This is a genomic window from Streptomyces sp. NPDC020983 (genome assembly GCF_044333485.1).
Lineage (GTDB): Bacteria > Actinomycetota > Actinomycetes > Streptomycetales > Streptomycetaceae > Actinacidiphila.
The window spans coordinates 292,047-316,948 of sequence record NZ_JBIRRA010000011.1; the positions used below are offsets into that span (position 1 = coordinate 292,047).

The 24,902-nt window shown below is 72.6% G+C and carries 14 protein-coding genes, 1 tRNA gene and 1 rRNA gene; 3 read left to right on the forward strand and 13 right to left on the reverse strand.

Translation table 11 applies throughout. From position 1 onward, the window contains the following. Positions 1-56: 56 nt before the first annotated feature. Both ACH4SE_RS25425 and ACH4SE_RS25430 read left to right on the forward strand, forming a co-directional pair. On the forward strand, positions 57-4,712 hold the full coding sequence (locus ACH4SE_RS25425; protein ID WP_398545767.1) for an ATP-dependent helicase: 4,656 nt from the start codon (positions 57-59) through the stop codon (positions 4,710-4,712). Between the two features lie 88 nt (positions 4,713-4,800). Beyond that, positions 4,801-5,607: a DNA-formamidopyrimidine glycosylase family protein gene (locus ACH4SE_RS25430; protein WP_398545768.1), complete on the forward strand. Its 807-nt coding sequence runs from the start codon at positions 4,801-4,803 to the stop codon at positions 5,605-5,607. 50 nt (positions 5,608-5,657) lie between these two features. On the opposite strand, the gene ACH4SE_RS25435 is transcribed toward ACH4SE_RS25430, so the two are convergent. From ACH4SE_RS25435 to ACH4SE_RS25480, 10 genes are all read right to left on the reverse strand, one after another. Continuing rightward, positions 5,658-6,014 (reverse strand): hypothetical protein, encoded by a 357-nt coding sequence (locus ACH4SE_RS25435; RefSeq protein ID WP_398545769.1) that lies wholly within the window; start codon positions 6,012-6,014, stop codon positions 5,658-5,660. Between the two features lie 132 nt (positions 6,015-6,146). Then, complete coding sequence (locus tag ACH4SE_RS25440; RefSeq protein WP_398545770.1) at positions 6,147-6,617, reverse strand: Dps family protein; 471 nt, start codon at positions 6,615-6,617, stop codon at positions 6,147-6,149. Between the two features lie 245 nt (positions 6,618-6,862). Beyond that, positions 6,863-7,255 (reverse strand): helix-turn-helix domain-containing protein, encoded by a 393-nt coding sequence (locus ACH4SE_RS25445; protein WP_398545771.1) that lies wholly within the window; start codon positions 7,253-7,255, stop codon positions 6,863-6,865. A gap of 164 nt (positions 7,256-7,419) precedes the next feature. Beyond that, entirely contained in the window at positions 7,420-7,902 is a 483-nt protein-coding gene (locus ACH4SE_RS25450; protein WP_398545772.1) for a CinA family protein, read from the reverse strand. Beyond that, positions 7,899-8,837, reverse strand: coding sequence for a CDP-diacylglycerol--glycerol-3-phosphate 3-phosphatidyltransferase (gene pgsA, locus ACH4SE_RS25455; RefSeq protein ID WP_398545773.1), 939 nt, complete (start codon positions 8,835-8,837; stop codon positions 7,899-7,901). Before pgsA ends, ACH4SE_RS25450 begins: the two co-directional genes overlap by 4 nt. Further along, the gene (rimO, locus tag ACH4SE_RS25460; RefSeq protein ID WP_398545774.1) at positions 8,834-10,348 is read right to left on the reverse strand and encodes a 30S ribosomal protein S12 methylthiotransferase RimO; all 1,515 of its coding nucleotides are present in this window, start codon (positions 10,346-10,348) and stop codon (positions 8,834-8,836) included. Before rimO ends, pgsA begins: the two co-directional genes overlap by 4 nt. A gap of 143 nt (positions 10,349-10,491) precedes the next feature. Beyond that, the gene (locus tag ACH4SE_RS25465) at positions 10,492-11,301 is read right to left on the reverse strand and encodes a RodZ domain-containing protein (protein WP_398545775.1); all 810 of its coding nucleotides are present in this window, start codon (positions 11,299-11,301) and stop codon (positions 10,492-10,494) included. A gap of 244 nt (positions 11,302-11,545) precedes the next feature. Continuing rightward, positions 11,546-14,290 (reverse strand): DNA translocase FtsK, encoded by a 2,745-nt coding sequence (locus ACH4SE_RS25470; protein WP_398545776.1) that lies wholly within the window; start codon positions 14,288-14,290, stop codon positions 11,546-11,548. A gap of 137 nt (positions 14,291-14,427) precedes the next feature. Next, positions 14,428-15,117, reverse strand: a complete 690-nt coding sequence (locus ACH4SE_RS25475; protein ID WP_398545777.1) for a two-component system response regulator — start codon at positions 15,115-15,117, stop codon at positions 14,428-14,430. Between the two features lie 235 nt (positions 15,118-15,352). Beyond that, complete coding sequence (locus ACH4SE_RS25480) at positions 15,353-20,752, reverse strand: HAMP domain-containing protein (protein ID WP_398545778.1); 5,400 nt, start codon at positions 20,750-20,752, stop codon at positions 15,353-15,355. A gap of 340 nt (positions 20,753-21,092) precedes the next feature. Between ACH4SE_RS25480 and ACH4SE_RS25485 the strand changes: the two genes are divergently transcribed. Continuing rightward, positions 21,093-23,732, forward strand: a complete 2,640-nt coding sequence (locus ACH4SE_RS25485; RefSeq protein ID WP_398545779.1) for a SpoIIE family protein phosphatase — start codon at positions 21,093-21,095, stop codon at positions 23,730-23,732. Between the two features lie 67 nt (positions 23,733-23,799). Here the strand turns inward: ACH4SE_RS25485 and ACH4SE_RS25490 are convergent. The 3 genes from ACH4SE_RS25490 to rrf all read right to left on the reverse strand — a co-directional run. Next, positions 23,800-23,872, reverse strand: a tRNA-Thr gene (locus ACH4SE_RS25490). Positions 23,873-23,966: 94 nt separating this feature from the next. Further along, positions 23,967-24,686, reverse strand: a complete 720-nt coding sequence (locus ACH4SE_RS25495; protein ID WP_398545780.1) for a DegT/DnrJ/EryC1/StrS family aminotransferase — start codon at positions 24,684-24,686, stop codon at positions 23,967-23,969. A gap of 135 nt (positions 24,687-24,821) precedes the next feature. Continuing rightward, positions 24,822-24,902 (reverse strand): 5S ribosomal RNA (gene rrf, locus ACH4SE_RS25500); the annotation flags it as partial.

The window sequence follows — 24,902 nt, forward strand, 5'->3', positions numbered from 1 at the left end:
CCACAGGCCTGCGGCGCGGTCGGCGGGGTGTCGGTGCTGCGAGGCAGGATGGTGGCATGTCCGATCACCGCAGTCTCGACGCCTTCTCACCGGCCACCCGCGCGTGGTTCACCGGTGCGTTCAGCGAGCCCACCCCCGCTCAGGCCGGGGCGTGGACGGCCATCGCCGGGGGCTCCGACGTGCTGGTGGTCGCGCCCACGGGCTCCGGCAAGACGCTCGCCGCCTTCCTTGCCGCGCTGGACCGGCTCGCGGCCACTCCCCCGCCGGCCGAGGCACGCAAGCGCTGCCGGGTGCTCTACGTCTCGCCGCTGAAGGCCCTGGCCGTGGACGTGGAACGCAACCTGCGCAGCCCGCTCGCGGGCCTGCGCCAGGAGTCGGTGCGCCTCGGACTGCCCGAACCCGAGGTCCGGGTGGGGATCCGCTCCGGCGACACCCCGCCGGCGGAGCGGCGAGCGCTCGTCACCCGGCCGCCGGACATCCTCATCACCACACCGGAGTCGCTGTTCCTGATGCTCACCTCCGCGGCGCGCGAGGCGCTGAGCGGGGTGGAGACGGTGATCCTGGACGAGGTGCACGCGGTCGCGGGCACGAAGCGCGGCGCCCACCTGGCCCTGTCGCTGGAGCGCCTGGACCGGCTGCTGGACCGCCCCGCCCGGCGCATCGGTCTGTCGGCCACCGTCCGCCCGGTGGACGAGATCGCGCGCTACCTGTCGCCGCAGCGCAGGGTCGCGATCGTCCAGCCGCCCTCCCGCAAGGAGTTCGCCCTCTCGGTGGTGGTGCCGGTGGAGGATCTGGCCGAGCTCGGCGGCTCACCGGCCGCGGACGCCGCGGAGCACACCGGTCCGGCCGCGGGCCCGGCCGAGCGCCCGTCGATCTGGCCGCACGTGGAGGAGCGGATCGCCGACCTGGTGCAGGCCCACCGCTCGACGATCGTCTTCGCCAATTCACGTCGGCTCGCGGAGCGGCTCTGCAACCGGCTCAACGAGATCGGCCACGAGCGCGCCGAGGGCGCCCCACTCCCCGAGGCCGCGTCGCCCGCCGAGATCATGGCCCAGTCGGGCGCCGCCCGCGGCGCGGCACCGGTGCTGGCCCGCGCCCATCACGGATCGGTCTCCAAGGAACAGCGTGCGCTGGTCGAGGAGGATCTGAAGGCGGGCCGGCTGCCGGCGGTCGTCGCCACGTCCAGCCTCGAACTGGGTATCGACATGGGCGCGGTCGATCTGGTCGTGCAGGTGGAGTCGCCCCCGTCGGTCGCCTCCGGACTCCAGCGGGTCGGCCGTGCCGGGCACCAGGTGGGCGCGGTGTCGAAGGGCGTGGTCTTCCCGAAGTACCGCGGTGACCTGGTGCAGTCTGCCGTGGTCACCGAGCGGATGCGGGAGGGCGCCATCGAGTCGCTGCGGGTCCCGTCCAACCCGCTGGACGTGCTGGCCCAGCAGATCGTCGCGATGACCGCACTCGACACCTGGGACGTCGACGACCTGCTGGCCGTCGTCCGCCGCGCGGCGCCCTTCGCATCGCTGCCGCATTCGGCGTACGTGGCCGTCCTCGACATGCTCGCCGGACGCTACCCGTCCGACGCCTTCGCCGAGCTGCGCCCGCGGCTGGTGTGGGACCGGGTGGCGAACACGCTGACCGGCCGGCCCGGAGCACAGCGGCTGGCCGTGACGTCAGGCGGCACGATCCCCGACCGCGGCCTCTTCGGGGTGTTCCTCGCGGGCTCCGACCCGAAGAAGGGCGGTGGAAGGGTCGGCGAGCTGGACGAGGAGATGGTCTACGAGTCCAGGGTCGGCGACGTCTTCACGCTGGGCACCACCTCCTGGCGCATCGAGGACATCACCCGGGACCGGGTCCTGGTGTCCCCAGCGCCCGGTGTGCCGGGCCGGCTGCCCTTCTGGAAGGGGGATCAGCTCGGCCGGCCGCTCGAACTGGGGCGGGCACTCGGCGCGTGGCTGCGCGAGGTGGGGGCGCTGGCCGACGGCCCGGCCCGGGAGCGCCTGACCGAGGCGGGTCTCGACACCTGGGCCGCGGACAACGTGCTGGCGTATCTCGCCGAACAGCGGCAGGCCTGCGGTCATGTACCGGACGACCGGACCATCGTGGTCGAGCGCTTCCGCGACGAGCTGGGCGACTGGCGGGTGATCGTCCACTCACCCTTCGGCGCGCAGGTCCACGCGCCGTGGGCGCTGGCACTCGGGGCGCGGCTCCAGGAGAAGTACGGCCTGGACGCCCAGGCCATGCATGCCGACGACGGCATCGTGCTGCGGCTGCCCGACGCCGACCTGATGGGTCTGGACCTGCTGGACGTGGCGCCGGCCCACCCGGGCGCCGAGTTCGACCCGGAGAAGTCCCCGGTGGGTGCCGCCGACGTCGTCTTCGACAAGGGCGAGGTCGAGCAGCTGGTGACGGATCAGGTCGGCGGATCGGCGCTGTTCGCCTCCCGCTTCCGGGAGTGTGCCGCCCGCGCCCTGCTGCTTCCGCGGCGCAGCCCCGGCAAGCGGACCCCGCTGTGGCAGCAGCGGCAGCGGGCCTCGCAGCTGCTGGCGGTCGCGTCGGAGTTCGGGTCTTTCCCCATCGTGCTGGAGGCGGTGCGCGAATGCCTTCAGGACGTCTTCGACGTCCCCGGGCTCGTGGAGCTGATGGGCGACATCGAGGCCCGCCGGGTGCGGCTGGTCGAGGTCACCACCGCCGAGCCGTCCCCCTTCGCCCGGTCGCTGCTGTTCGGTTACGTCGCGCAGTTCCTGTACGAAGGCGACTCGCCGCTGGCGGAGCGGCGGGCGGCGGCGCTCTCGCTGGATTCACGGCTGCTCGCCGAACTGCTGGGCCAAGCCGAGCTGCGGGAACTGCTCGACACCGACGTGATCGCGGAACTGGACCGCGAATTGCAGTGGCTGACCGAGGAGCGGCGGATCAAGGACGCCGAGGGCGTGGCGGACCTGCTGCGGGTACTCGGCCCGCTGACGTGGCCCGAGCTGGCCGCCAGGGGCGCCGAGCCGGCGTGGGCGCACGACCTGGAATCGGCGAGGCGGGCGATCCGGGTGCGGATCGCCGGCGCCGAGCACTGGGCGGCGGTCGAGGACGCCGGACGGCTGCGGGACGCGCTCGGCACGGCTCTGCCGGTGGGCGTGCCCGTGGCCTTCACCGAGCCCGTCAAAGATCCTCTGGGCGATCTGACGGCCCGCTACGCGCGCACGCACGGGCCCTTCACCACGTCGGAGGCGGCGGCGCGGTTCGGTCTGGGGGCGGCCGTCGCGGACGGCGTCCTGCAGCGGCTGGCTGCGGCGGGGCGAGTGGTGCAGGGCGAGTTCCGCCCGGGCGGGGCGGGCCAGGAATGGTGCGACGCGGCGGTGCTGCGCCGGCTGCGGCGCAGGTCGCTCGCGGCGCTGCGGCAGGAGCTGGAACCGGTGCCGCCCGCGACGCTGGGCGTCTTCCTCCCGCAGTGGCAGCACGTCGGCACCCACAGCCTGCGCGGCACGGACGGTCTGGCGCGGGCGATCGAGCAGTTGCAGGGCGCGGCGGTGCCGGCCTCCGCCCTGGAGAAGCTGGTCCTGCCGTCGCGGGTCACCGGCTACACCCCGGCGATGCTGGACGAGCTGACGGCCTCGGGAGAGGTCCTCTGGGCAGGCGCCGGGTCTCTGCCCGGCAAGGACGGCTGGGTCTCGCTGTATCCCGCCGACAGCGCCCCGCTGCTGCTGCCCCCGCCCCAGCCGCTCGAAACGGGTCCCCTGCACCAGGCGGTGCTCTCGGCGCTGTCCGGGGGCTACGGGCTGTTCTTCCGGCAGATCGCCGACCACGTACGGGCCGCCGGTCTCGAGGCGAGCGAGCCCGAACTCGCCGACGCCGTCTGGGAGCTGGCATGGTCGGGCCGGCTCACCAACGACACCCTCGCCCCGCTGCGCGCGCTCCTCGGCTCCGGGCGGACGGCGGGCGCGACCGCGCACCGCGCACCGCGCGCGGCCCCGCGCGGCAGGTACAGCTCCCTCGCCGGGCGGGCGGCGCCGCGCCCCACGGCGTCGCGCAACGGCCCGCCCACGACCGCGGGGCGCTGGTCCCTCGTGCCCTCCCCCGAGCAGGATCCGACGCTGCGGGCGCACGCCCTGACCCACGCACTGCTCGATCGGCACGGCGTCGTGACCAGGGGTGCGGTCGCGGCGGAGGGTGTCGAAGGCGGCTTCTCGGCGGCATATCGGGTGCTGGCGGCACTGGAGGAGACCGGCCACGCCCGGCGCGGCTACGTGGTGGAAGGGCTGGGGGCTGCGCAGTTCGCGATGGAGGGCGCGGTGGACAGGCTGCGGGCGCTGAGCACGGCGCGTGAGCGTGCGGAGGAGAATTCCGGCCACTCCAGGACGGTGGTGCTGGCGGCGGCGGATCCGGCGAATCCGTACGGGGCGGCGCTGCCCTGGCCCGAGCAGCCGGCGGGCGTCAGCCACCGGCCGGGCCGCAAGGCGGGCGCCCTGGTCGTGCTCACCGACGGGGAGCTGGCGCTGTACGTGGAGCGGGGCGGCAAGACGCTGCTGGCCTGGCCCGTGGAGGAGATACGGGTACAGGCCGCGGCCGACGCCCTGGCCCTCGCGGTACGGGAAGGGGTGCTGGGCAAGCTCACCGTGGAGCGCACCAACGGCGAGCCCGCCCTGACTTCGCCGCTGGGCCGGGCCCTGGAAGCGGCCGGCTTCCACGCCACCCCCCGCGGGCTGCGTCTGCGGGGCACCCCCTAGGCCTGTCCGATCCTTCCCGCAGGTACCGCGCCTCTCCGGGCGGCCGCGGGCCCGCCGGGAGGAAGGAGCGGCACGGCATCATGGAGGGGTGCCTGAAGGAGACACGGTCTGGCTGACCGCCCACCGGCTGCATGCCGCGCTCGCGGGGCGCCCGCTCGTGCGGGCGGACCTGCGGGTGCCGCAACTGGCCACCGTCGATCTGGCGGGGCGCCGCGTCCTGGAGGTGGTGCCCCGCGGCAAGCACCTGCTGACCCGGCTGGACGGGGACACGACGCTCCACTCGCATCTGCGGATGGACGGCTCCTGGCACCTCTACGCGCCGGGTGAACGGTGGCGGGGCGGGGCCGAGCACCAGGTGCGGGCGGTGCTGGAGACGGCCGAGCGGACGGCCGTCGGCTACCGGCTGCCGGTGCTGGCACTGCTGGCCACGGCGGACGAGCCGCAGGTGGTGGGCCATCTGGGACCGGATCTGCTCGGGCCCGGGTGGGATCCGGCAGAGGCCTTGCGGCGACTGGCCGCGGATCCCGCCCGGCCGGTGGGGGAAGCGCTGCTGGACCAGCGCAATCTCGCCGGGATCGGCAACGTCTACGTGGCGGAGCTGTGCTTCCTGCGCGGCGTGACGCCGTGGACACCGTTCGGGGACGTGCCGGCGCCGGAGAAGCTGGTACTGCTGGCGAAACGGCTGCTGGAGGCCAACAAGGCGCGGCCGGGACATGTGACCACCGGCGACACGCGGCGGGGACGCACCCACTGGGTCTACGGCCGCGAGCACCGGCCCTGCCTGCGCTGCGGCACCGCTGTACGCGGTGGCGAGCACGGACCCGCGGACCAGAGGCGGCCGGCGTACTGGTGCCCCCGGTGCCAGCGCGGCCCCGTCCCCGCCGGCGCCCCCTGAGGACACCGGCGGTCAGGAGCCCGCCGGGCCGTTCCCGGCCCGGCGGGCGTTCAGTTCTGCTCGCCGTGCCGCGAGCGGGCGGCTCGGGCGCGCACCGCCCGGGAACGGCCGGCCCCGGCGCGGCGGACGTGCGCAGGGACGGCGTGCAGCGGGATGAGGCCGAGACCCCAGCCGCCCGCGGCCACCGCGCTCACCCAGGGGTCCGCGGCCGGCCCCGCACCCAGCTGGAGCAGCGCCCCCCACCACAGCACCCCGCCGATCAGCCCGATCACGCAGCGCAGCCGCCTGCCGGGCGGGAACCGGCCGCAGGAGCCGCCGGGCGGCGAGGGGGAAAGGGAGCCTGCCCCGGACGGTGCCGCGGCGAGGGGCGGGGCAGCCAATTCCGGGAGTTCCTGGAGCGGTCGCACGGCCGCCTCCTTCCGACCCCGAGTACGCGAGCCCCCGTTCCCCCGAGTCCGCGGTGCCCGGCGGCCCGTCACGGCCGCCCACCGCCCCGCCCGCTGCGCCTCCCCGCGGAGGAGCGGCGGGCGGCGGGACGGTCAGGCGTTCTCGGCCTGGAACATCCAGTGGAACTTCTCGAGGTCGGCGGTGAGGCCGATCAGCAGGTCCTGCGTGACCGGGTCCGGGTCGGCGGTCACCTCGATGCGCTCCCGCATCCGGGTGATGACCGCGTGCAGCGCGGCCACCATGATCTCGACGACCTCGCTGTCCTTGACCCACCCGTTGGTGACGGCGTCGATGCCGCTCGACTTGGCGACCGTCCCGGCCCTGCCGTCCGCGGAGACGCCGATCGCCGACGCCCGCTCGGCGACGGTGTCGGAGTGGGTGCGCGCGCTGTCCACCACCTCGTCCAGCTGCAGGTGGATGGAGCGGAAGCGCGGCCCCACCACGTTCCAGTGCACCTGCTTGGCCACGAGGGACAGGTCGAGAAGGTCGACCAGCGCGCCTTGGAGGGAATCCCCCACCACCTTGCGGTCCTGCTCGGACAGCGGGCTCTTCACGACACTCATGCGGTTCTCCCAGCAGATGAACGCGGATGGACGCTGTCGGATCCGGTTCCGGCCGGATTCGACCGCTTTCTGGTTCCTTCCGCCTACCCTGCCCCGGCTTTCTGAACACGGCAAAAGAAGATCCGCCGCCGGGCGGCTGCCCGGCGGCGGATTCACGTCGTGCGCTGCCGACACGATGGCCGGCGCCGTACCGGCACCGGAGTCGGGGAACGGCGCCAGGCCGGGGGAACCGGCGGGGCCGTCTCTCAGGCCGCGACCACGTCCACGGCCTCCGCGGACTTCTTCGGCGCCTTGATGGTGATCCGCTCGTCCGGCGTGGACGTGACGGAGGTGACCGAGGTGACGGTGCCGAGGAGCGGCCGCATGGGTGCGGCGGCGGACTCGGACGCCGCGGACTGCGCCAGCTCGGCGAGCGACAGGTCGTCGCTGACCTCGCGCATCACTTCCGACATCGGAACGTCCAGGGCCTCGCAGATCGCGGAGAGCAGTTCGGACGAGGCTTCCTTCTGCCCCCGCTCGACCTCCGACAGATAACCGAGCGAGACCCGGGCGGACGAGGAGACCTCACGCAGGGTGCGGCCCTGACGCTGGCGCTGCCGACGCAGCACGTCACCCAGCAGGCGACGGAGCAGAATCATCGGTGGCTCCCTCCTCGGATCGCGGTACCGCATCCTTCTCGCCCCACCGTACCGCCTCGGGCACTGGCCGTGCGGGGCGCGAAGACGTGTTCACTCAGGGCTGCAAACATCGTCTCTCCCGCTCTTCTTCCCTCTCTGCCGCCGTCGAACGCACACGGGACCGGTTATTCCGAGGACTTCCGCAGCCGTCCCGCCAGCAGATCGAGGACGGCCGCGACCGACGCACGCCGGATCGCGGACCGGTCCCCGGTGAACTGCAGCGCAGCGGCCTCCGTGTCCCCGTCCGGCCCCGCGACCGCCACGAAGACGGTGCCCACCGGCTGCCCGTCCTGCGGGTCCGGTCCGGCGACGCCGGTGGTGGCGGCCCCCCAGTCCGCGCCGAGCCGGCGCCTTACGCCCTCGGCCATCTCCCGCGCGACCTGCGCGTCCACCGCGCCCCGCGCCGCGAGCAGCTCACCGTCCACGCCGAGCAGCTGCTCCTTGAGCGGTGTCGCGTACGCCGTGACCGAGCCGCGGAAGCTCCGGGAAGCGCCCGCGACCCCGGTCAGCTCGGCGGCCAGCAGGCCCCCCGTCAGCGACTCCGCCACGGCGAGGGTCCCGCCCCGCTCCGCCAGCAGCCGCAGCACCTCCGCAGCCGTACCGCTCATCCGTTCTCCCCCGGCCGGCCCGCGGCCCCCTCCGAGCCGGTGCCGCCCGCGTCCTCCGTCCCGGCGGAGCCCGCGACCGTGCCGCCCTCCGCGCCTTCGGCCGCCCGGCCTGCCGTACCGCCGCCCTGCGCAGCCGCCGGGCCCGACACAGCCGACGCTCCGGGCGCCACCGTGCCGGGCCCCGGCGCGGCCCCAGCAGGCGTGCCCGGCGCCTCCCGCAGGGCGCGTTCCGCCGCGAGTCCCGCCCGCCGCAGGACGACGGCCTGCCGCACGTAGTCCAGTCCCGTCACGACCGTCAGCACCACCGCGGCGCCCATCAGCCACGCGCGCAGGCTGGCCAGCGGGCCGGTGAGCACCAGGACGTACATGCCGACGGCGACGCCCTGCGTGAGCGTCTTGAGCTTGCCGCCCCGGCTCGCCGGGATCACCCCGTGCCGGATCACCCAGAAGCGCATCAGCGTGATGCCCAGTTCCCGGAAGAGGATCACCGCGGTCACCCACCACGGCAGCTCGCCGAGCGCCGACAGGCCGACGAGCGCGGCGCCCATGATGGCCTTGTCCGCGATCGGGTCGGCGATCTTGCCGAAGTCGGTGACGAGGCCGTAGCGCCGCGCGAGCTCGCCGTCGAAGAGGTCGGTGATCATGGCGATGGCGAAGGCCGCCCAGGCGAAGGAGCGCCAGGCCGGGTCGTCCCCGCTGTCGTGCAGAAGGAGCAGCACGAAGCCCGGCACCAGGACCAGGCGTGTCATCGTCAGCAGGTTGGCGACGTTCCACAGCCCGGCCTTCGGCGCCGGCGCGATCGCGGCCGGGTCGACCAGCTCGGCGGGTGCCACCGTGGCCCCCGCCGGGCCCGGCGGGGCGACGGAGGCCCCTCCCCCGGCGGACGACGAGGACGACGGCGGCGGGGAGGCCGCCGGCGCGGGGGCTCCGCTCATCTGCCCACCGCCGCGCCCAGCGGCTCGGCGACCAGGTCGACACCCTGCGCCCCGGTCACCTTGGCCGTCACGAAGTCCCCGGGCTCGGTCCGCACACCGGTGACGGGGACGAGCACGACCTGCCCGTCCGTCTCGGGTGCCTGGTGGTCGGCCCGCCCGGTGACCTCACCGGTCTCCTCGTCCACGGCCTCGACGAGCACCTGCACGGTGTCCCCGATCCGCTCCTCGGCGCGCTGCGCGGTCAGCTCCTCGGCGAGCCGGGAGACCCGGGCCAGCCGCGAGGCGACCACGTCCTCGTCGAGCTTGCCGTCGAAGCCGGCGGCCTCGGTGCCCTCCTCGTCGGAGTAGCCGAACACGCCGATGGCGTCCAGGCGTGCGGCGGTGAGGAAGCGCTCCAGCTCGGCGAGGTCGTCCTCGCTCTCGCCCGGGAAGCCGACGATGAAGTTGGACCGCACGCCGGCCTGCGGCGCCTTGGCGCGGATGGCGGCGAGCAGGTCGAGGAAACGGTCGGTGTCACCGAAGCGCCGCATGGCGCGCAGCACGCCGGGGGCGGAGTGCTGGAAGGACAGGTCGAAGTACGGCACCACACCGGGCGTGGAGGTCAGCACGTCGATGAGGCCGGGGCGCAGCTCGGCGGGCTGGAGGTAGCTGACGCGGACGCGCTCGATGCCCTCGACGGCGGCGAGTTCCGGCAGCAGCGTCTCCAGCAGGCGGATGTCGCCGAGGTCCTTGCCGTACGAGGTGTTGTTCTCGCTCACGAGCATCACCTCGCGGACGCCCTCCCCGGCCAGCCAGCGGGTCTCGCCGAGAACGTCGGAGGGGCGGCGGGAGATGAAGGACCCGCGGAAGGAGGGGATGGCGCAGAAGGTGCAGCGGCGGTCGCAGCCGGAGGCGAGCTTCACGGAGGCGACGGGGCCCGACCCGAGCCGGCGGCGCAGCGGGGGGCGCGGTCCGGAGGCCGGCGCGAGACCGGCAGGCAGGTCCGCGAGGTCCGCGGCGGGGCCGTCGGCACCGTCCGGGATACCGCCGTTCGGGTGACCCACGTGCGAGTGACCCGGCAGCGCCACGGTTGACGACTGGCGCTCGGCCGGGCTGATCGGCAGCAGCTTGCGCCGGTCCCGCGGGGTGTGCGAGGCATGGACGCCGCCGCCCAGGATGCTGCGCAGCCGGTCGGAGATGTCGGCGTAGTCGTCGAAGCCGAGGACACCGTCGGCTTCGGGCAGCGCGTCGGCCAGTTCCTTGCCGTAGCGTTCCGCCATGCAGCCCACGGCGACCACGGCCTGGGTGCGGCCGTGCTCCTTGAGGTCGTTGGCTTCCAGCAGGGCGTCGACGGAGTCCTTCTTGGCCGCCTCGACGAAGCCGCAGGTGTTGACGACCGCCACGTCGGCGTCCGCGGCGTCCTCGACGAGCCGCCAGCCGTCCGCCGCCAGCCGTCCGGCGAGCTCTTCCGAGTCCACTTCGTTACGGGCGCATCCGAGCGTGACAAGGGCGACGGTACGGGGTTCGGGCATGCACTCAGACTACCCGGTGCCCTGTCGGACCCCTTCCGCCTCGTCGGTTACGGCCGGAACCTTTCCCGCCCCCGACGTGCGCCGGACCCGCTGCCCGGCGGTCACGGACCCGCCCGGATCCGGCCGGGCCCGGCCCGCTGCGGTCAGCCCTGCGTCGGGTCGCCGGGGGTGTACGTGAGCCTGACCACCTGGCCGCTGGAGCCGGCCGGGCCGAGGTCCTTGCCGTTGACGAAGAGCTGGACGGCTCCGGCGTTGCCGACGATCAGCTTGATCTTCTTGTCGTCGGTGAAGGTCTGCGAGTCGCCCTTGGCGAGCGAGCCCTGGTAGAGACGCTTGCCGTTGTGGTCGGTGGCCTGCACCCAGCTGGTGCCGTCCTCCGCGGTGATCTTGACGGTGACCTTGCCGGGAGGCGCCGCGGCGATGGCGCTGCCGGTCGGGTCGGCGGTCGGCGGCATGGTCCCCTGCGTCGTCTGCACGCTGGGGGCGGTGGTGCTGGTGCTCGGGGTCGGCGGCGCGGGGTCGGCCTTGGGGGTTTTGCCGTCGTTGCCGCCGGTGAAGGCGGTGTAGCCCACGAAGCCGATCACGGCGACGATCGCCGCGACCATGGCCGCGGTCCAGTTGGGCCGGCGCGGCTCGGACGTGATGCGCTCGTTGGAGTAGACCGGGGCGACTGGCGCCGGGACGATCTCGGTGCCGTGCTCCGCCGCGTACTGCGCGACCAGCGGCTCGGGGTCGAGCCCGACGGCGCGGGCCAGCGTGCGGATGTGGCCGCGGGCGTAGACGTCGCCGCCGCAGCGGGAGAAGTCGTCCTGTTCGATCGACTGCACGATGGGGACGCGCACGCGGGTGGCGGCGCTGACCTCGTCGACGGACAGACCGGCGGCGATACGGGCCTGGGCGAGGGCGTGGCCGACCGAAGGCCGGTCTTCGGTGGGCGTGTTGCCGAGGGACACGAGGGCGCCTTTCGAACGTGCAGCCGCTGGGGGACCAGTCTAAGAGGGTGCCGAAACCGGGGGGCAAGCGGGCGGCGAAAATGTGTACGCCATCAGGATGCCGCCTTCCCCGCCGAAATTGACGTACGAACAGATCAAACGGTTGCTCGGAGAATCCGACCGGTTTTCCGCCGCCACCGCGTGTCGCGGCGGGCCGCCGGCCGCGGACCGGAGGTCCGCGGTGGCGCCTGCCCCGACCGTCCGGTCACGCCCCGCCGCGGATCTCCGCCAGAACCCCGTCCAATTCGTCCGCCTTCACCATCACGTCGCGCGCCTTCGACCCCTCGCTGGGGCCGACGATGCCGCGCGACTCCATCAGGTCCATGAGTCTGCCCGCCTTGGCGAAACCCACACGCAGTTTGCGCTGCAGCATCGAGGTCGAACCGAACTGCGTGGAGACCACCAGTTCGGCGGCCTGGCACAGCAGGTCCAGATCGTCGCCGATCTCCTCGTCGATCTCCTTCTTGGGCCCGCTGCCGACCGTGACGTCCGTGCGGTACGTCGGCGTGAGCTGCGCCTTGCAGTGGTCGACGACCTTGGCGACCTCGTCCTCCGTGACGAAGGCGCCCTGCATCCGGATCGGCTTGTTCGCGCCCATCGGCAGGAACAGGCTGTCACCCTTTCCGATCAGCTTCTCGGCGCCCGGCTGGTCCAGGATGACCCGGCTGTCGGCGAGCGAGGACGTCGCGAAGGCGAGCCGGGAGGGAACGTTGGCCTTGATCAGACCGGTCACGACGTCGACGCTGGGCCGCTGGGTCGCGAGCACCAGGTGGATGCCGGCGGCCCGGGCGAGCTGGGTGATGCGGACGATGGAGTCCTCGACGTCGCGCGGCGCGACCATCATCAGGTCCGCCAGCTCGTCGACGATCACCAGCAGGTAGGGGTACGGGGCCAGCTCGCGCTCGCTGCCCTCCGGGGTCCGCGCCCTTCCCGAGCGCACGGCCGCGTTGAAGTCGTCGATGTGCCGGAAGCCGTAGGCGGCCAGGTCGTCGTAACGCAGGTCCATCTCGCGCACCACCCACTGCAGTGCCTCCGCGGCCCGCTTGGGATTGGTGATGATCGGCGTGATCAGGTGCGGGATGCCCTCGTACGCGGTCAGCTCGACGCGTTTGGGGTCGACCAGCACCATGCGGACCTCGTCCGGGGTGGCGCGGGCCAGGACGGAGGTGATCAGGCAGTTGATGCAGGAGGACTTGCCGGAACCGGTCGCGCCGGCGACGAGCACGTGCGGCATCTTCGCCAGGTTGGCCATCACGTAGCCGCCCTCGACGTCCTTGCCGAGGGCGACCGTCATCGGGTGGTCCTCGCCCGCGGCGTCGGCGGAGCGCAGCACGTCGCCGAGGTTGACCATCTCGCGGTCGCTGTTGGGGATCTCGATGCCGACGGCGGACTTGCCGGGGATCGGGCTGATGATCCGCACGTCGGGGCTGGCGACGGAGTAGGCGATGTTCTTGGCGAGCGCGGTGATCCGCTCCACCTTGACCGCCGCGCCGAGCTCCACCTCGTAGCGGGTCACCGTCGGACCGCGGGTGAAGCCGGTGACGACGGCGTCCACCTTGAACTCCGTGAAGACCTGCGTCAGCGCGGCCACCACCGCGTCGTTGGCCGCGCTGCGGGTACGGCCGGGGCCGCCGCGCTCCAGCAGGTCCAGTGAGGGCAGCGCGTAGGTGATGTCGCCGGACAGTTGCAGCTGCTCGGCGCGCGGCGGCAGCGCCTCCCCCGGCTCGGGGCTCTGCTTGGTCAGGTCCGGCACCCCGTCCGAGCCGGTGTCCTCCTGCGCGCGGGCGGCGGGCACCGGCTTGCGCAGGTTGCCGGCCAGGTCGGCGACGAGCGGTGACGGCTGCAGGCCGTGCAGCACCGCGCCGTCCAGGGCCGCGGCCGCAGCGGCGGCGACGTCGACGGCGTCCTGCGCACCGCCCTGTGCGGCGGGCAGGGCCTCGCCCCGGCGGCGCGGCCGGCGGCGCGGCCTGGGCTCGTCCCCCGACGGCTCGGCCGGCAGTCCCGGGGCCGGACCGGCGGGCGTACCGGCGCCCTCGCTCTCCAGGTCGTACGGCTCGTCCCGCTTGGCGGACCGCCGGGTGAGCCGCCGCACCGGCGACTCGTCCTCACGGCCCGCGGCCGCCGCGGGCTCCTCCTCGTCGTCGAAGAAGTCCTCGAGCGGTACGGCTTCGAGATCCGGCGGCGGGGCGTACAGGCCCATCCGCGCACCGGCGGCACGCAGCCGCCGCGGTACCGCGTGCACCGGGGTGGCGGTGACGACGAGCAGCCCGAAGAGGGTCACCAGCAGCAGCAGCAGGGCTGCCAGGAAGCCTCCGACGGTGTAGACGAAGGGGGAGGCGGCGGCCCAGCCGATCAGGCCGCCGGCGTCGCGCAGCGCGGTGGCCCCGTCGCTGCGGGCGGGCGAGCCGCAGGCCACGTGGATCAGTCCGAGGATGCCGATGGCGAGGGCGGACAGACCGATCACGATCCGGCCGTTGGCCTCCGGCTGCTCGGGGTGCCGCATCAGGCGCACCGCGACGGCGCCGAGCATCAGCGGCACCAGCAGGTCCAGCCGGCCGAAGGCCCCGGTCACCAGCAGCTCGACCAGGTCGCCGACGGGGCCGCGCAGATTCGACCAGGTACCGGCGGCGACCACCAGGGTCAGGCCGATCAGCAGCAGCCCCAGGCCGTCCTTGCGGTGCGCGGGGTCGAGCCCTCGGGCGCCGCGCCCTATCCCGCGCAGCACCGCGCCCACGGCGTGTGCGAGACCCAGCCACAGGGCGCGGAACATCCGCAGAATGCCGCTGGTCGGTGACGGCGCCGGTCTCGGCGCGGGCTTGGGCGCCGCGGCCGCCTTCTTGGCGGGCGGTTTCCCGGCAGCGCCCTTGGCCGCGGTCTTCTTCGCGGCGGGCTTCTTGGCCGCAGGCTTCGCCGGGGCTTTCTTGGCGGTGCCGGACGTACGTGGGGCCATGGTGCCGAGGTTACCGCCCTTGTGATCGGTGAACACGTGCGCCTGTGGATACGCCCGTTCGTGTCGGACGGCTCCCGCAGCCGCGTTGACCGCGCGTCAACCTCGCTTGCCGCAGGGCCTCGGCGGCGCCGGCGGCGCTAGTCGCCGCCGGCGGACTGCCGCACGACCCCGCCGCCGCTGCCCGGGTCCAGCGCATCGAGCGCGCGGCGCAGACCGGTCAGCTTGCGCTCCAGGTGCGCGGCGGTGGCCACCGCCGCGGCGTCGGAGGACTCGCCCAGCTGCTTGCCCAGCGCCTCGGCCTGCTCCTCGACGGCGGCGAGCCGTGCCGACAGCTCGGCGAGCAGTCCCGCGGGCTCCTTCGAGCCGTCGGAGCCCGCGCCGGACGGCGCGCCCTGCTCCAGTTGCAGCCGCAGCAGCGCGGCCTGCTCGCGCAGCTGGCAGTTCTTCATGTACAGGTCGACGAACACCGAGACCTTGGCCCGCAGCACCCACGGGTCGAAGGGCTTCGAGATGTAGTCGACCGCGCCCGCCGCGTACCCCCGGAAGGTGTGGTGCGGGCCGTGGTTGATCGCGGTCAGGAAGATGATCGGGATGTCCCGTGTCCGCTCCCGCCGCTTGATGTGCGCCGCCGTCTCGAAGCCGTCCATGCCCGGCATCTGCACATCGAGCAGGATCACCGCGAAATCGTCGGTGAGCAGCGCTTTGAGCGCCTCCTCCCCGGACGATGCCCTGACCAGAGTCTGATCGAGCGCGGAGAGAATCGCCTCCAGCGCCAGCAGATTCTCCGGCCGGTCATCGACCAGGAGGATCTTGGCCTTCTGCACCATGGCCCGCCCTCCTCGCCCCGGCATCGTGCCGGTCGCCGCCCCCAGGGACGACTCCGTCGCGCCGCCCGTCCTTGTGCCGGTCATCGTAGCCGCACCCCGCCGTCCGCCACACCCTGTCACCGCCACGTCACTCACCACGCACCGAAAACGTGGGCGGGGTCGGGAAGGTTCCCTCATCCTTGCGCCCTCACACGTGTGAGGGACCCCGGGGTCGCAAAAAGTTCAACTTTCTTGCTCAGCGTGAGTGCATCCACTGTTCCATCAGGCCCAGCAGATGGTCGGTGTCCACCGGTTTGGCGACATAGTCCGACGCTCCGGACTCGATGCTCTTCTCCCGGTCGCCCTTCATCGCCTTCGCCGTCAGCGCGATGATGGGCAGCCCCGCGAACTGCGGCATCTTGCGGATCGCCGTGGTCGTGGCGTAACCGTCCATCTCGGGCATCATGATGTCCATCAGCACGATCGCGATGTCGTCGTGCTGCTCCAGCACCTCGATGCCCTCCCGGCCGTTCTCGGCGTAGAGCACGGTCAGGCCGTGCTGCTCCAGGACGCTGGTGAGGGCGAAGACGTTGCGGATGTCGTCGTCCACGATGAGCACCTTCTCGCCGTTGAAGCCGCCGGTGAAGCGCGACTCCACGGGCTCGCCCGGCTCCGCCCACTGCTCGGGCGCCGCCTCCTTCTCACCGCTCTCGACCGCGGCGGCGGGCTGCGGGGCCTGCAGGGCCGAACGGCGACGCAGCCGGGCCAGGCTGCTGCCGGGGCTGCGGGTACGGCCGCCCGCGGCGCCTTCCTGCTCCCCCGCGCCGGCCGGCAGCTGCGGTGTCGACTGCGGGATGTCGGCGTCACGGCCCAGGCTCAGCGGCAGGTACAGCGTGAAGGTCGAGCCGCGGCCGGGCTGGCTGTCGGCGTGGATCTCGCCGCCGAGCAGCCGGGCGATCTCCCGGCTGATCGACAGGCCGAGGCCCGTACCGCCGTACTTGCGGCTGGTGGTGCCGTCCGCCTGCTTGAAGGCCTCGAAGATCACCCGCATCTTGCCTGCGGCGATGCCGATGCCCGTGTCCGTCACCGAGAAGGCGATGAGCGGCTGGTCGGGGCTGCGCAGCGTGCCCGCCTCCAGCAGCTGCTCGCGGATCGACTGCGGCACCTCGCTGCCGGCCGGCCTGATCACCAGCTCCACCGAGCCGCTGTCGGTGAACTTGACGGCGTTGGACAGCAGGTTGCGGAGCACCTGCAGCAGCCGCTGCTCGTCGGTGTGCAGCGTCACGGGCAGCTCCGGCGAGACCCGCACCGAGAAGTCCAGGCCCTTTTCCGCGGTCAGCGGCCGGAAGGTCGCCTCCACGTAGTCGACGAGCTGGACCAGCGCGATACGGGTCGGCGAGACGTCCATCTTGCCGGCCTCGACCTTCGACAGGTCCAGGATGTCGTTGATCAGCTGGAGCAGGTCCGAACCGGCGCTGTGGATCGTCTCGGCGAATTCGACCTGCTTGGGCGAGAGATTGCCGTCGCCGTTGTCGGCGAGCAGTTTCGCCAGGATGAGCAGGGAGTTGAGCGGCGTGCGCAGCTCGTGCGACATGTTGGCGAGGAATTCGGACTTGTAGCGCATGGAGACGGCGAGCTGTTCCGCGCGCTCCTCCAGGACCTGCCTGGCCTCCTCGATCTCGGTGTTCTTGACCTCGATGTCGCGGTTCTGCCGGGCCAGCAGTTCGGCCTTCTCCTCCAGTTCCGCGTTGGAGAGCTGCAGCGCACGCTGCCGGTTCTCCAGTTCACCCGACCGTTCCTGCAACTGCTCGGTCAGCTCCTGCGACTGCTTGAGCAGGTATTCCGTCTTGGTGTTGACGCTGATGGTGTTGACGCTGATCGCGATGATGTCGGTGATCTGGTTGAGGAAGTCCTTCTGGATCTCCGTGAGCGGCTGGAAGGCCGCCAGTTCGATGACGCCGAGCACCCGGCCCTCGAACAGCACCGGCAGCACGATCACATGGGCCGGCGGGGCCTCGCCGAGCCCTGAGGTGATCTTCAGATAACCCGGCGGGACATTCTCGATGAGAATCGGCCGCTTCTCCACCGCGGCCTGCCCGATGAGGCCCTCGCCCGGCAGGAAGACCGTCGACATCGCGCGCCGCGAGAAGCCGTAACTGCCCCGCAGCCGCAGCTCGTACTCCTCGCCGACCTCCGTGGTGTCCTCGGCGAGGTAGAAGGCGCCGTGCTGCGCGGAGACGACCGGCGTCAGCTCGCTCATGATGAGCGCGGCCACGTCGCCGAGGTCACGGCGGCCCTGCATGAGACCGGAGATACGGGCCAGGTTGCCCTTCAGCCAGTCCTGCTCCTTGTTGGCCAGCGTGGTCTCGCGCAGGCGCACGATCATGGTGTTGATGTAGTCCTGGAGCTCCAGGATCTCGCCCGCCGCGTCCACGTCGATCCGCAGGTTGAGGTCGCCCCGGGTCACCGCGGTGGCGACCTGGGCGATGTTGCGGACCTGACTGGTCAGGTTGTTGGCCATCAGGTTCACCGACTCGGTGAGGTCCTTCCAGATGCCGGAGACACCGGGCACCCGGGCCTGGCCGCCGAGCCGTCCTTCCGTACCCACCTCGCGCGCGACGCGCGTGACCTCGTCACCGAAGGCGGAGAGCTGGCCCACCATCGTGTTGATGGTCGTCTTGAGCTCCAGGATCTCGCCGCGCGCGTCCACGTCGATCTTCTTGGACAGGTCGCCGCGTGCGACCGCCGTCGTCACCTGGGCGATCTGCCGCACCTGGCCCGTCAGGTTGGACGCCATGCCGTTGACGGACTCCGTCAGGTCCTTCCACGTGCCCGCGACGCCGGGCACGCGCGCCTGGCCGCCGAGGATGCCCTCGGTACCCACCTCACGGGCGACGCGCGTCACCTCGTCACCGAACGCCGACAGCGTGTCCACCATCGTGTTGATGGTCTCGGCGAGCTGCGCGACCTCGCCGCGCGCCTCGACGGTGATCTTCTTCGTCAGGTCGCCGTTGGCGACGGCGGTGGCCACCGAGGAGATCGACCGCACCTGGCTGGTCAGATTGTTCGCCATCAGGTTGACGTTGTCGGTGAGGTCCTTCCAGATGCCCGACGCGTCCCGTACCCGGGCCTGCCCGCCGAGTTGGCCCTCGGTACCCACCTCGCGGGCGACGCGCGTCACCTCGTCACCGAACGCCGACAGCGTGTCCACCATCGTGTTCACCGTCGTGACCAGCGCCAGGATCTCGCCCTTGGCGTCGACGGTGATCTTCCGTGACAGGTCGCCCTGGGCGACGGCGCTGGTGACGTCGGCGATGTTGCGGACCTGGCTGGTGAGGTTGTTCGCCATGAAGTTGACGGACTGCGTGAGGTCCTTCCACGTCCCGCTGACACCCTTGACCTCGGCCTGACCGCCCAGGATGCCCTCGGTGCCGACCTCGCGGGCGACCCTCGTCACCTGCTCGGCGAAGGACGACAGCTGGTCCACCATGGTGTTGAGGGTGTTCTTCAGCTCCAGGATCTCGCCGCGCGCGTCCACGTCGATCTTCTGCGACAGGTCACCGCGCGCCACCGCCGTGGCCACCTGCGCGATGTTGCGGACCTGGGCCGTCAGGTTGCCGGCCATGAAGTTCACCGAGTCGGTCAGGTCGCGCCAGACGCCGGCCACGCCCGGCACCTGCGCCTGGCCGCCCAGCCGCCCGTCGGTGCCCACCTCGCGGGCGACCCGGGTGACCTGCTCGGCGAAGGACGACAGCTGGTCGACCATCGTGTTGATGGTGTTCTTCAGCTCCAGGATCTCGCCGCGCGCGTCCACGTCGATCTTCTGCGACAGGTCACCGCGCGCCACCGCCGTCGTCACCTGGGCGATCTGCCGCACCTGGGAGGTCAGGTTCCCCGCCATGAAGTTGACGGAGTCGGTCAGGTCCTTCCACGTACCGCTCACCCCGTCGACACGGGCCTGGCCGCCGAGGCGCCCCTCCGTACCCACGTCGGTGGCCATCCGCGTCACCTGGGCGGCGAACGAGCCGAGCTGGTCCACCATGCGGTTCACGGTGTTCTTCAGCTCCAGCATCTCGCCGGAGACGTCCACCGTCACCTTCTGCGACAGGTCGCCGTTGGCGACCGCCGTCGTGACCTGGGCGATGTTGCGGACCTGGCCGGTCAGGTTGCGGAAGGCCGTGTTGACGGAGTCGGTGAGGTCCTTCCACGTGCCCGCCGCGCCCGGCACCTGCGCCTGGCCGCCGAGGATGCCCTCGACGCCGACCTCGCGGGCCACCCGCGTCACCTCGGCGCCGAACGCCGACAGCTGGTCGACCATCGTGTTCACGGTGTTCTTGAGCTCCAGCATCTCGCCGGAGACGTCCACCGTGACCTTCTGCGACAGGTCGCCGCCCGCGACCGCGGTCGTCACCTGCGCGATGTCGCGCACCTGGGCCGTCAGGTTGCGGAAAGCGGTGTTGACGGAGTCGGTGAGGTCCTTCCACGTGCCCGCCGCACCCGGCACCTGCGCCTGGCCGCCCAACTGGCCCTCCGCGCCGATCTCCCCGGCGACGCGGGTGACCTCGTCGGCGAAGGTGCGCAGCGTCTCGGTCATCGCGTTGATCGTCTCGGCGAGCTGCGCGACCTCACCGCGCGCGCCGATGGTGATCTTCTGCGTCAGGTCGCCGTTCGCGACCGCGGTCGTCACCTGCGCGATGTCGCGCACCTGGGCCGTCAGGTTGCCGGCCATCAGGTTCACCGAATCGGTGAGGTCCTTCCACACGCCGGCCACGCCCGGCACCTGCGCCTGGCCGCCCAGCTCGCCTTCGGTGCCGACCTCGCGCGCGACCCGCGTCACCTCGGAGGAGAAGGACGAGAGCTGGTCCACCATCGTGTTGACGGTGTTCTTCAGTTCCAGCATCTCGCCGTCGACATGCACGGTCACCTTGCGCGACAGGTCGCCCTTGAACACCGCGTTCGTCACGGTGGCGATGTCGCGGAGCTGCGCGGTCAGGCGGTACGCCATGGTGTTGACGGAGTCCGTCAGGTCCTTCCAGGACCCCGCGACCCCGCGGACCTTCGCCTGGCCACCGAGCTTGCCCTCGGTGCCGACCTCGCGCGCCACCCGCGTCACCTCGTCGGTGAACGCCGACAGCTGGTCCACCAGGCCGTTGACCGTACGGCCGACCTTCAGGAACTCTCCGCGCAGCGGATGGCCCGTCCCGTCGGCGTTCTGCGCCCGCAGGTCCATGCGCTGCTCCAGGTCGCCCTCGGCCACCGCCGACAGCACCCGGCCCACCTCGGAGACCGGCCGCACCAGGTCGTCCACCAACGCGTTCGAGGCCTCGATCGCGGCCGCCCAGGCACCCTCGCAGGACCCCGTCTCCAGCCGCTCGGTGAGCTTGCCCTCCCGGCCGACCACCCGGCGCACCCGGGCCAGTTCCCCGGTGAGGTGCTGGTTGCGGTCGGCGACCTCGTTGAAGACACCGGCGATCTCGGCCATCACGCCGTCGCCGGTCACCGTCAGCCGGCGGCGGAAGTTGCCGTCCCGCATCGCCGACAGTGCGGAGAGCAGCTTGGTGAGCGCGGCCGCGTCGACCTCTACGGTCCCGCCGGCCCGGGAACGCCCGTTCTTCGTACGCGTGACCGCGCCCCGCGCCGATGCGCCAGACTCCACCGTGTCCCTCCTGGAGGGTCGATCGACGTGCATGTACCCGAGTTGGGCCCCTCCAGTCTTCCACTTCCGCAGGCCGGGCCCACAACATCCGGAGTAACCCGTGCGCAACAGAAGCGTTGACGCTAGGAGCCGTCGCCCCTCGTGCACGCGGGTGCACGCCCCGCGTACGCCCCCCATCCGGCGCGGAACGTTCCGGTTTGACCACCCGCGGGACGGCCGGAGCACGACGCACTAGCCTTGCCTGATGGCAGGACGACGCGGGGTGTACGGGCGGGCGACCGCACCCGGCACCCACCCGCGGCGTCCGCGGGAGACCACCGAATCCGTCATGAGGAGATCCGTGATCACGGCTCGGGCAACGGCCAGCTTCGAACCGGTCGGCAGGTCCGTCGCCGTGGCCAGGGCATTCGTGCGCGACACGCTGCACGGCTGGGGCTTCGCCGACGTGGTGGACGACGCCGTCGTACTCACCAGCGAACTGGTGACCAACGCCGTCGTCCACGCGGGAACCGCCGCCGACGTCCGCTGCCTGCGCTACGAGACCGCCGTACGCGTCGAGGTCGCCGACCACTACCCCGAGCGCGAGGTACCGCTCCAGGGGCGCGGACGCCCGCACCGCGACCCCGACCACGAAGGGGGACGCGGACTGCTGCTGTGCGCCGCCCTCGCCAGCCGCTGGGGCGTGGAGTACACCGCCGCGGGCAAGCACGTCTGGTTCCAGCTCGACCTGCCCGAACGCCCCGCCGGCACCCGCTCCGCCGGGCCGCTGCTGGCCACCGCCGACCTCCCCGAAGCGGACGAGCGCGTGCGGGTCGCCGTCGTCCAGATCGACCGGCAGGGCGCCATCACCCGCTGGAACGACGACGCGGCCGACCTCTTCGGCCACCCCGCCGCCGACGTCGTCGGCAAATCCCTCACCGACCTCACCGCCTGGCCGCAGACCCCGGGCACCGGCCTCGGCCTCGCCGAGGCACTCCAGCTCTCCCGCTGGGAGGGCACCTACGGGCTGCGCAACAGCGAGGGCCGCGTCCTGCCCGTCTACGGCTCCCACCTGCGCATCCGCGACAGCGCGGGCGAGCCCTCCACGGTGTGCCTGCTGGTACGGGCCGAGGAACGCGCCGTCCTCGAAAGTCCCTCCCGCGGCTCCGCGCCCTCCGAGCCGGGCCTCGTGCAGCGCGGCAAGAACAGCGACGCCTTCGAGGTCTTCATCGGCTCCCCCGCCCCCGACGACCTCGACGGCCTGCTCCAGCGCACCGTGGAGCGCGCCCGCGACATGCTCGACGGCGACGCCGCCTACCTGCTGCTCGCCACCGACGACGAGACCGAACTCGAGGTCCGCGCCTCGACCGGGCTGCCCTCCGCCCGCCAGCGCTTCGCCCGCGTCCCCGTCGAGGCGGGCACCGGGCGCTACGGCAGCGCGCGCATGCCCGCCGTCCACGAGGACCTCACCGCCGTCCCCGGTGCCGTGCCCCTGCTGTCCGGTACGGGCATGCGCTCCGTCGTCACCGTGCCGCTCAAGGTCGAGGGCCGGCTCACCGGCTCACTCGGCGTGGCCGCGGAGGCCCCGGGCCGCTACTCCAACCAGGAGGCCCTGCGGCTCCAGTTCGCCGCCGACCGCATCGCGCTGGCCGTCGAGAGCGCCCGGCTGACCGAACTGGAACGGCTCCGCCGAGGCTCCCTGTCCTTCCTCGTCGAAGCCTCCGACCTGCTCGCCGGCACGCTGGAACGCGACCAGACCCTGGCGCTCATGGCCCAGATGACGGTCCCCACCCTCGCCAGCTGGTGCGCCGTCTACACCATCGCCGAGCAGTCCGAGCCGGAACTCGCCTTCGTCCTCCACGAGGACGAGGACCGCATCGACGGCATCAAGGCGCTGCTGTCCCAGGTCCGCCCGCCGGACCCCGACCCCACGCCCGGCGCCCGCGCCTGGACCGCCCCCTCCGACGCCGCCCATTCCAGCGCCCTGCGCGCCTCGCTGCGCAGCCTCGGCGTCGGCCCCAGCGGTGCCGCCACCCTCCCCGGCCGACCCGTCAGCGCACCCGGCGTCGCGCTGGCGACCGCGGCCGCCGTGGGAGGCGAGACGGTCGTCCTGCCGCTCGTCGCCCGCAACCGCGTCATCGGCATGCTCACGCTCGGCAAACCGACCGACGAGCGCTTCCGCCAGGAGATCCTTGAACTCGCCGAGGACCTCTCGCGACGCGCCGCCCTCGCCCTCGACAACGCCCGCCTCTACAGCGAGCGCACCGCCATCAGCCAGGCCCTCCAGCGCAGCCTCCTGCCGCCGGAGCTGCCCCGCGTCCCCGGCGTCGAGGTGGAGGTCGTCTACCGCGCCGCGGGCGAGGGCAACGAGGTCGGCGGCGACTTCTACGACCTCTTCCCCATCCGCGACGGCTGCTGGGGCTTCGCCATCGGCGACGTCTGCGGCACCGGTCCCGAAGCCGCCGCCGTCACGGGCCTCGCCCGGCACGCCCTGCGGCTTCTCGCACGCGAGGGCTTCGGCGGCCCCGCCGTCCTGGAACGCCTCAACGCCGCCATCCTCGACGAGGGAGCCCGCAGCCGCTTCCTGACCCTCCTCTACGGCGAGCTGTGGCCGCAGCACGACGGCAGCGCGGTACTGCGCATGGTCTGCGCGGGCCACCCGCTGCCCCTGCGGCTGCGCCCCGACGGCTCGGTGGAGCCCGCCGCCGAACCTCAGCCGCTGCTGGGCGTGATGGACGACCTGGAGCTCGTCGAGCAGTCCGTGACCCTCGATCCGGGCGACGTCCTGCTGTGCGTGACGGACGGGGTGACGGAACGCCGCGAGGGCGCCCGGATGCTCGGCGACGACGGCCTCGCGGATGTCCTCGCCACCTGCACCGGCCTCACCGCCGGCGCCGTCGCCTCCCGTATCCAGCGAGCGGTCGAACGCTTCGCCGCAGACGCCCCCTCAGACGACATGGCCATCCTCGCGATGCGGGTCCCCGCCCTCCCGCAGAGCTGACCGGCGAGTCGCCGGTCCCGGACAGCAGAAAGGCCTCCCGCTCGCAGCGGGAGGCCTTTCCTGTCAGAGCCCCAATACGGAATCGAACCGTAGACCTTCTCCTTACCATGGAGACGCTCTACCGACTGAGCTATTGGGGCGCGTCAACGGGAAGATCGTAGCCCATGAACGGCTGTGCGGGAAACTCGGACGCCCGCCCGCACCCGTGCATCTCGCGCAGGCCAGCGGCCCGGCTCAGATGAGCCCGCCGAGCGCGTTGCAGGTGTCCGCGATGTGCGTCAACTCCCGCTGCGTCACGCCGGAGTGCACCGGCAACGACAGGGTGTCTGCCGCGGCCCGCTCGGTCTCCGGCAGGACGTCCCCCGACCGGTGCGCGGGCATCCGGTGCACCGGCACGGGCACGCTCACGGTCGCCCGCACCCCGCGCGCCGCCAGGGCAGCGGCGAAGGCGTCCCTGTCGGGCCGCCCGTTACCCGGAACCCGCACGGTGTAGCGGTGGTAGAGGTGGTGCGCCCCCGGCGCGGTGTAGGGCACGATCACGCCCCTCAACGCCGAGTCCAGGAAGCGCGCGTGCGCCCTCCGCCGGGCCACCGCCCCCGCGTCGTCGGCGACTTCGCCCTCCTCCACCAGCGCCAGCGCCCGCCGGTCGGCCAGCTCGGTGAGCTGCGCCATGGGCGCCGGGTGCCCGAAGACGTGGGCCGGCACGACGGCGGCGGTCCGTGACGTCACGCCCGCCTCGACCGCCTCCGGATCGAGGCAGAACGTCCGCGGATCTATGTCGGCGAAGACCGGTACGGCGCCGGCCAGCCGCACCGCGTCAGCAGGACCGCCGGGCCCGAAGGAGGGCACGATGACCTCGTCGCCCCTGCCTATCCCGAGACCGACGAGCGCGTCGCGCAGAGCGGCGGCCGTCGTGTCCGAAGCGATCCTGTGCCGCCGTCCGGCAGTCGTCATCTGCTGCACGTCTCCACACCTCCGCCTGTCCGGGGTGTTCAGCGTCCCGGCGCGAAGTGAACGCCGGGTGACGGACAACGAAAAAGGCCCCGGCCCACGAGACAAAGCTCGGGGCCGGGGCCTCCTTCAATATTTGTTCGGCGGTGTCCTACTCTCCCACAGGGTCCCCCCTGCAGTACCATCGGCGCTGAAAGGCTTAGCTTCCGGGTTCGGAAT

What these genes read in the sequence shown, in the direction of transcription:
- ACH4SE_RS25425 (WP_398545767.1), top strand. Translation starts at nt 57, where the DNA reads ATGTCCGATCACCGCAGTCTCGACGCCTTCTCACCGGCCACCCGCGCG.
- ACH4SE_RS25440 (WP_398545770.1), bottom strand. Translation starts at nt 6,617, where the DNA reads ATGAGTGTCGTGAAGAGCCCGCTGTCCGAGCAGGACCGCAAGGTGGTG.
- ACH4SE_RS25445 (WP_398545771.1), bottom strand. Translation starts at nt 7,255, where the DNA reads ATGATTCTGCTCCGTCGCCTGCTGGGTGACGTGCTGCGTCGGCAGCGC.
- ACH4SE_RS25450 (WP_398545772.1), bottom strand. Translation starts at nt 7,902, where the DNA reads ATGAGCGGTACGGCTGCGGAGGTGCTGCGGCTGCTGGCGGAGCGGGGC.
- pgsA (WP_398545773.1), bottom strand. Translation starts at nt 8,837, where the DNA reads ATGAGCGGAGCCCCCGCGCCGGCGGCCTCCCCGCCGCCGTCGTCCTCG.
- rimO (WP_398545774.1), bottom strand. Translation starts at nt 10,348, where the DNA reads ATGCCCGAACCCCGTACCGTCGCCCTTGTCACGCTCGGATGCGCCCGT.
- ACH4SE_RS25470 (WP_398545776.1), bottom strand. Translation starts at nt 14,290, where the DNA reads ATGGCCCCACGTACGTCCGGCACCGCCAAGAAAGCCCCGGCGAAGCCT.
- ACH4SE_RS25475 (WP_398545777.1), bottom strand. Translation starts at nt 15,117, where the DNA reads ATGGTGCAGAAGGCCAAGATCCTCCTGGTCGATGACCGGCCGGAGAAT.
- ACH4SE_RS25495 (WP_398545780.1), bottom strand. Translation starts at nt 24,686, where the DNA reads ATGACGACTGCCGGACGGCGGCACAGGATCGCTTCGGACACGACGGCC.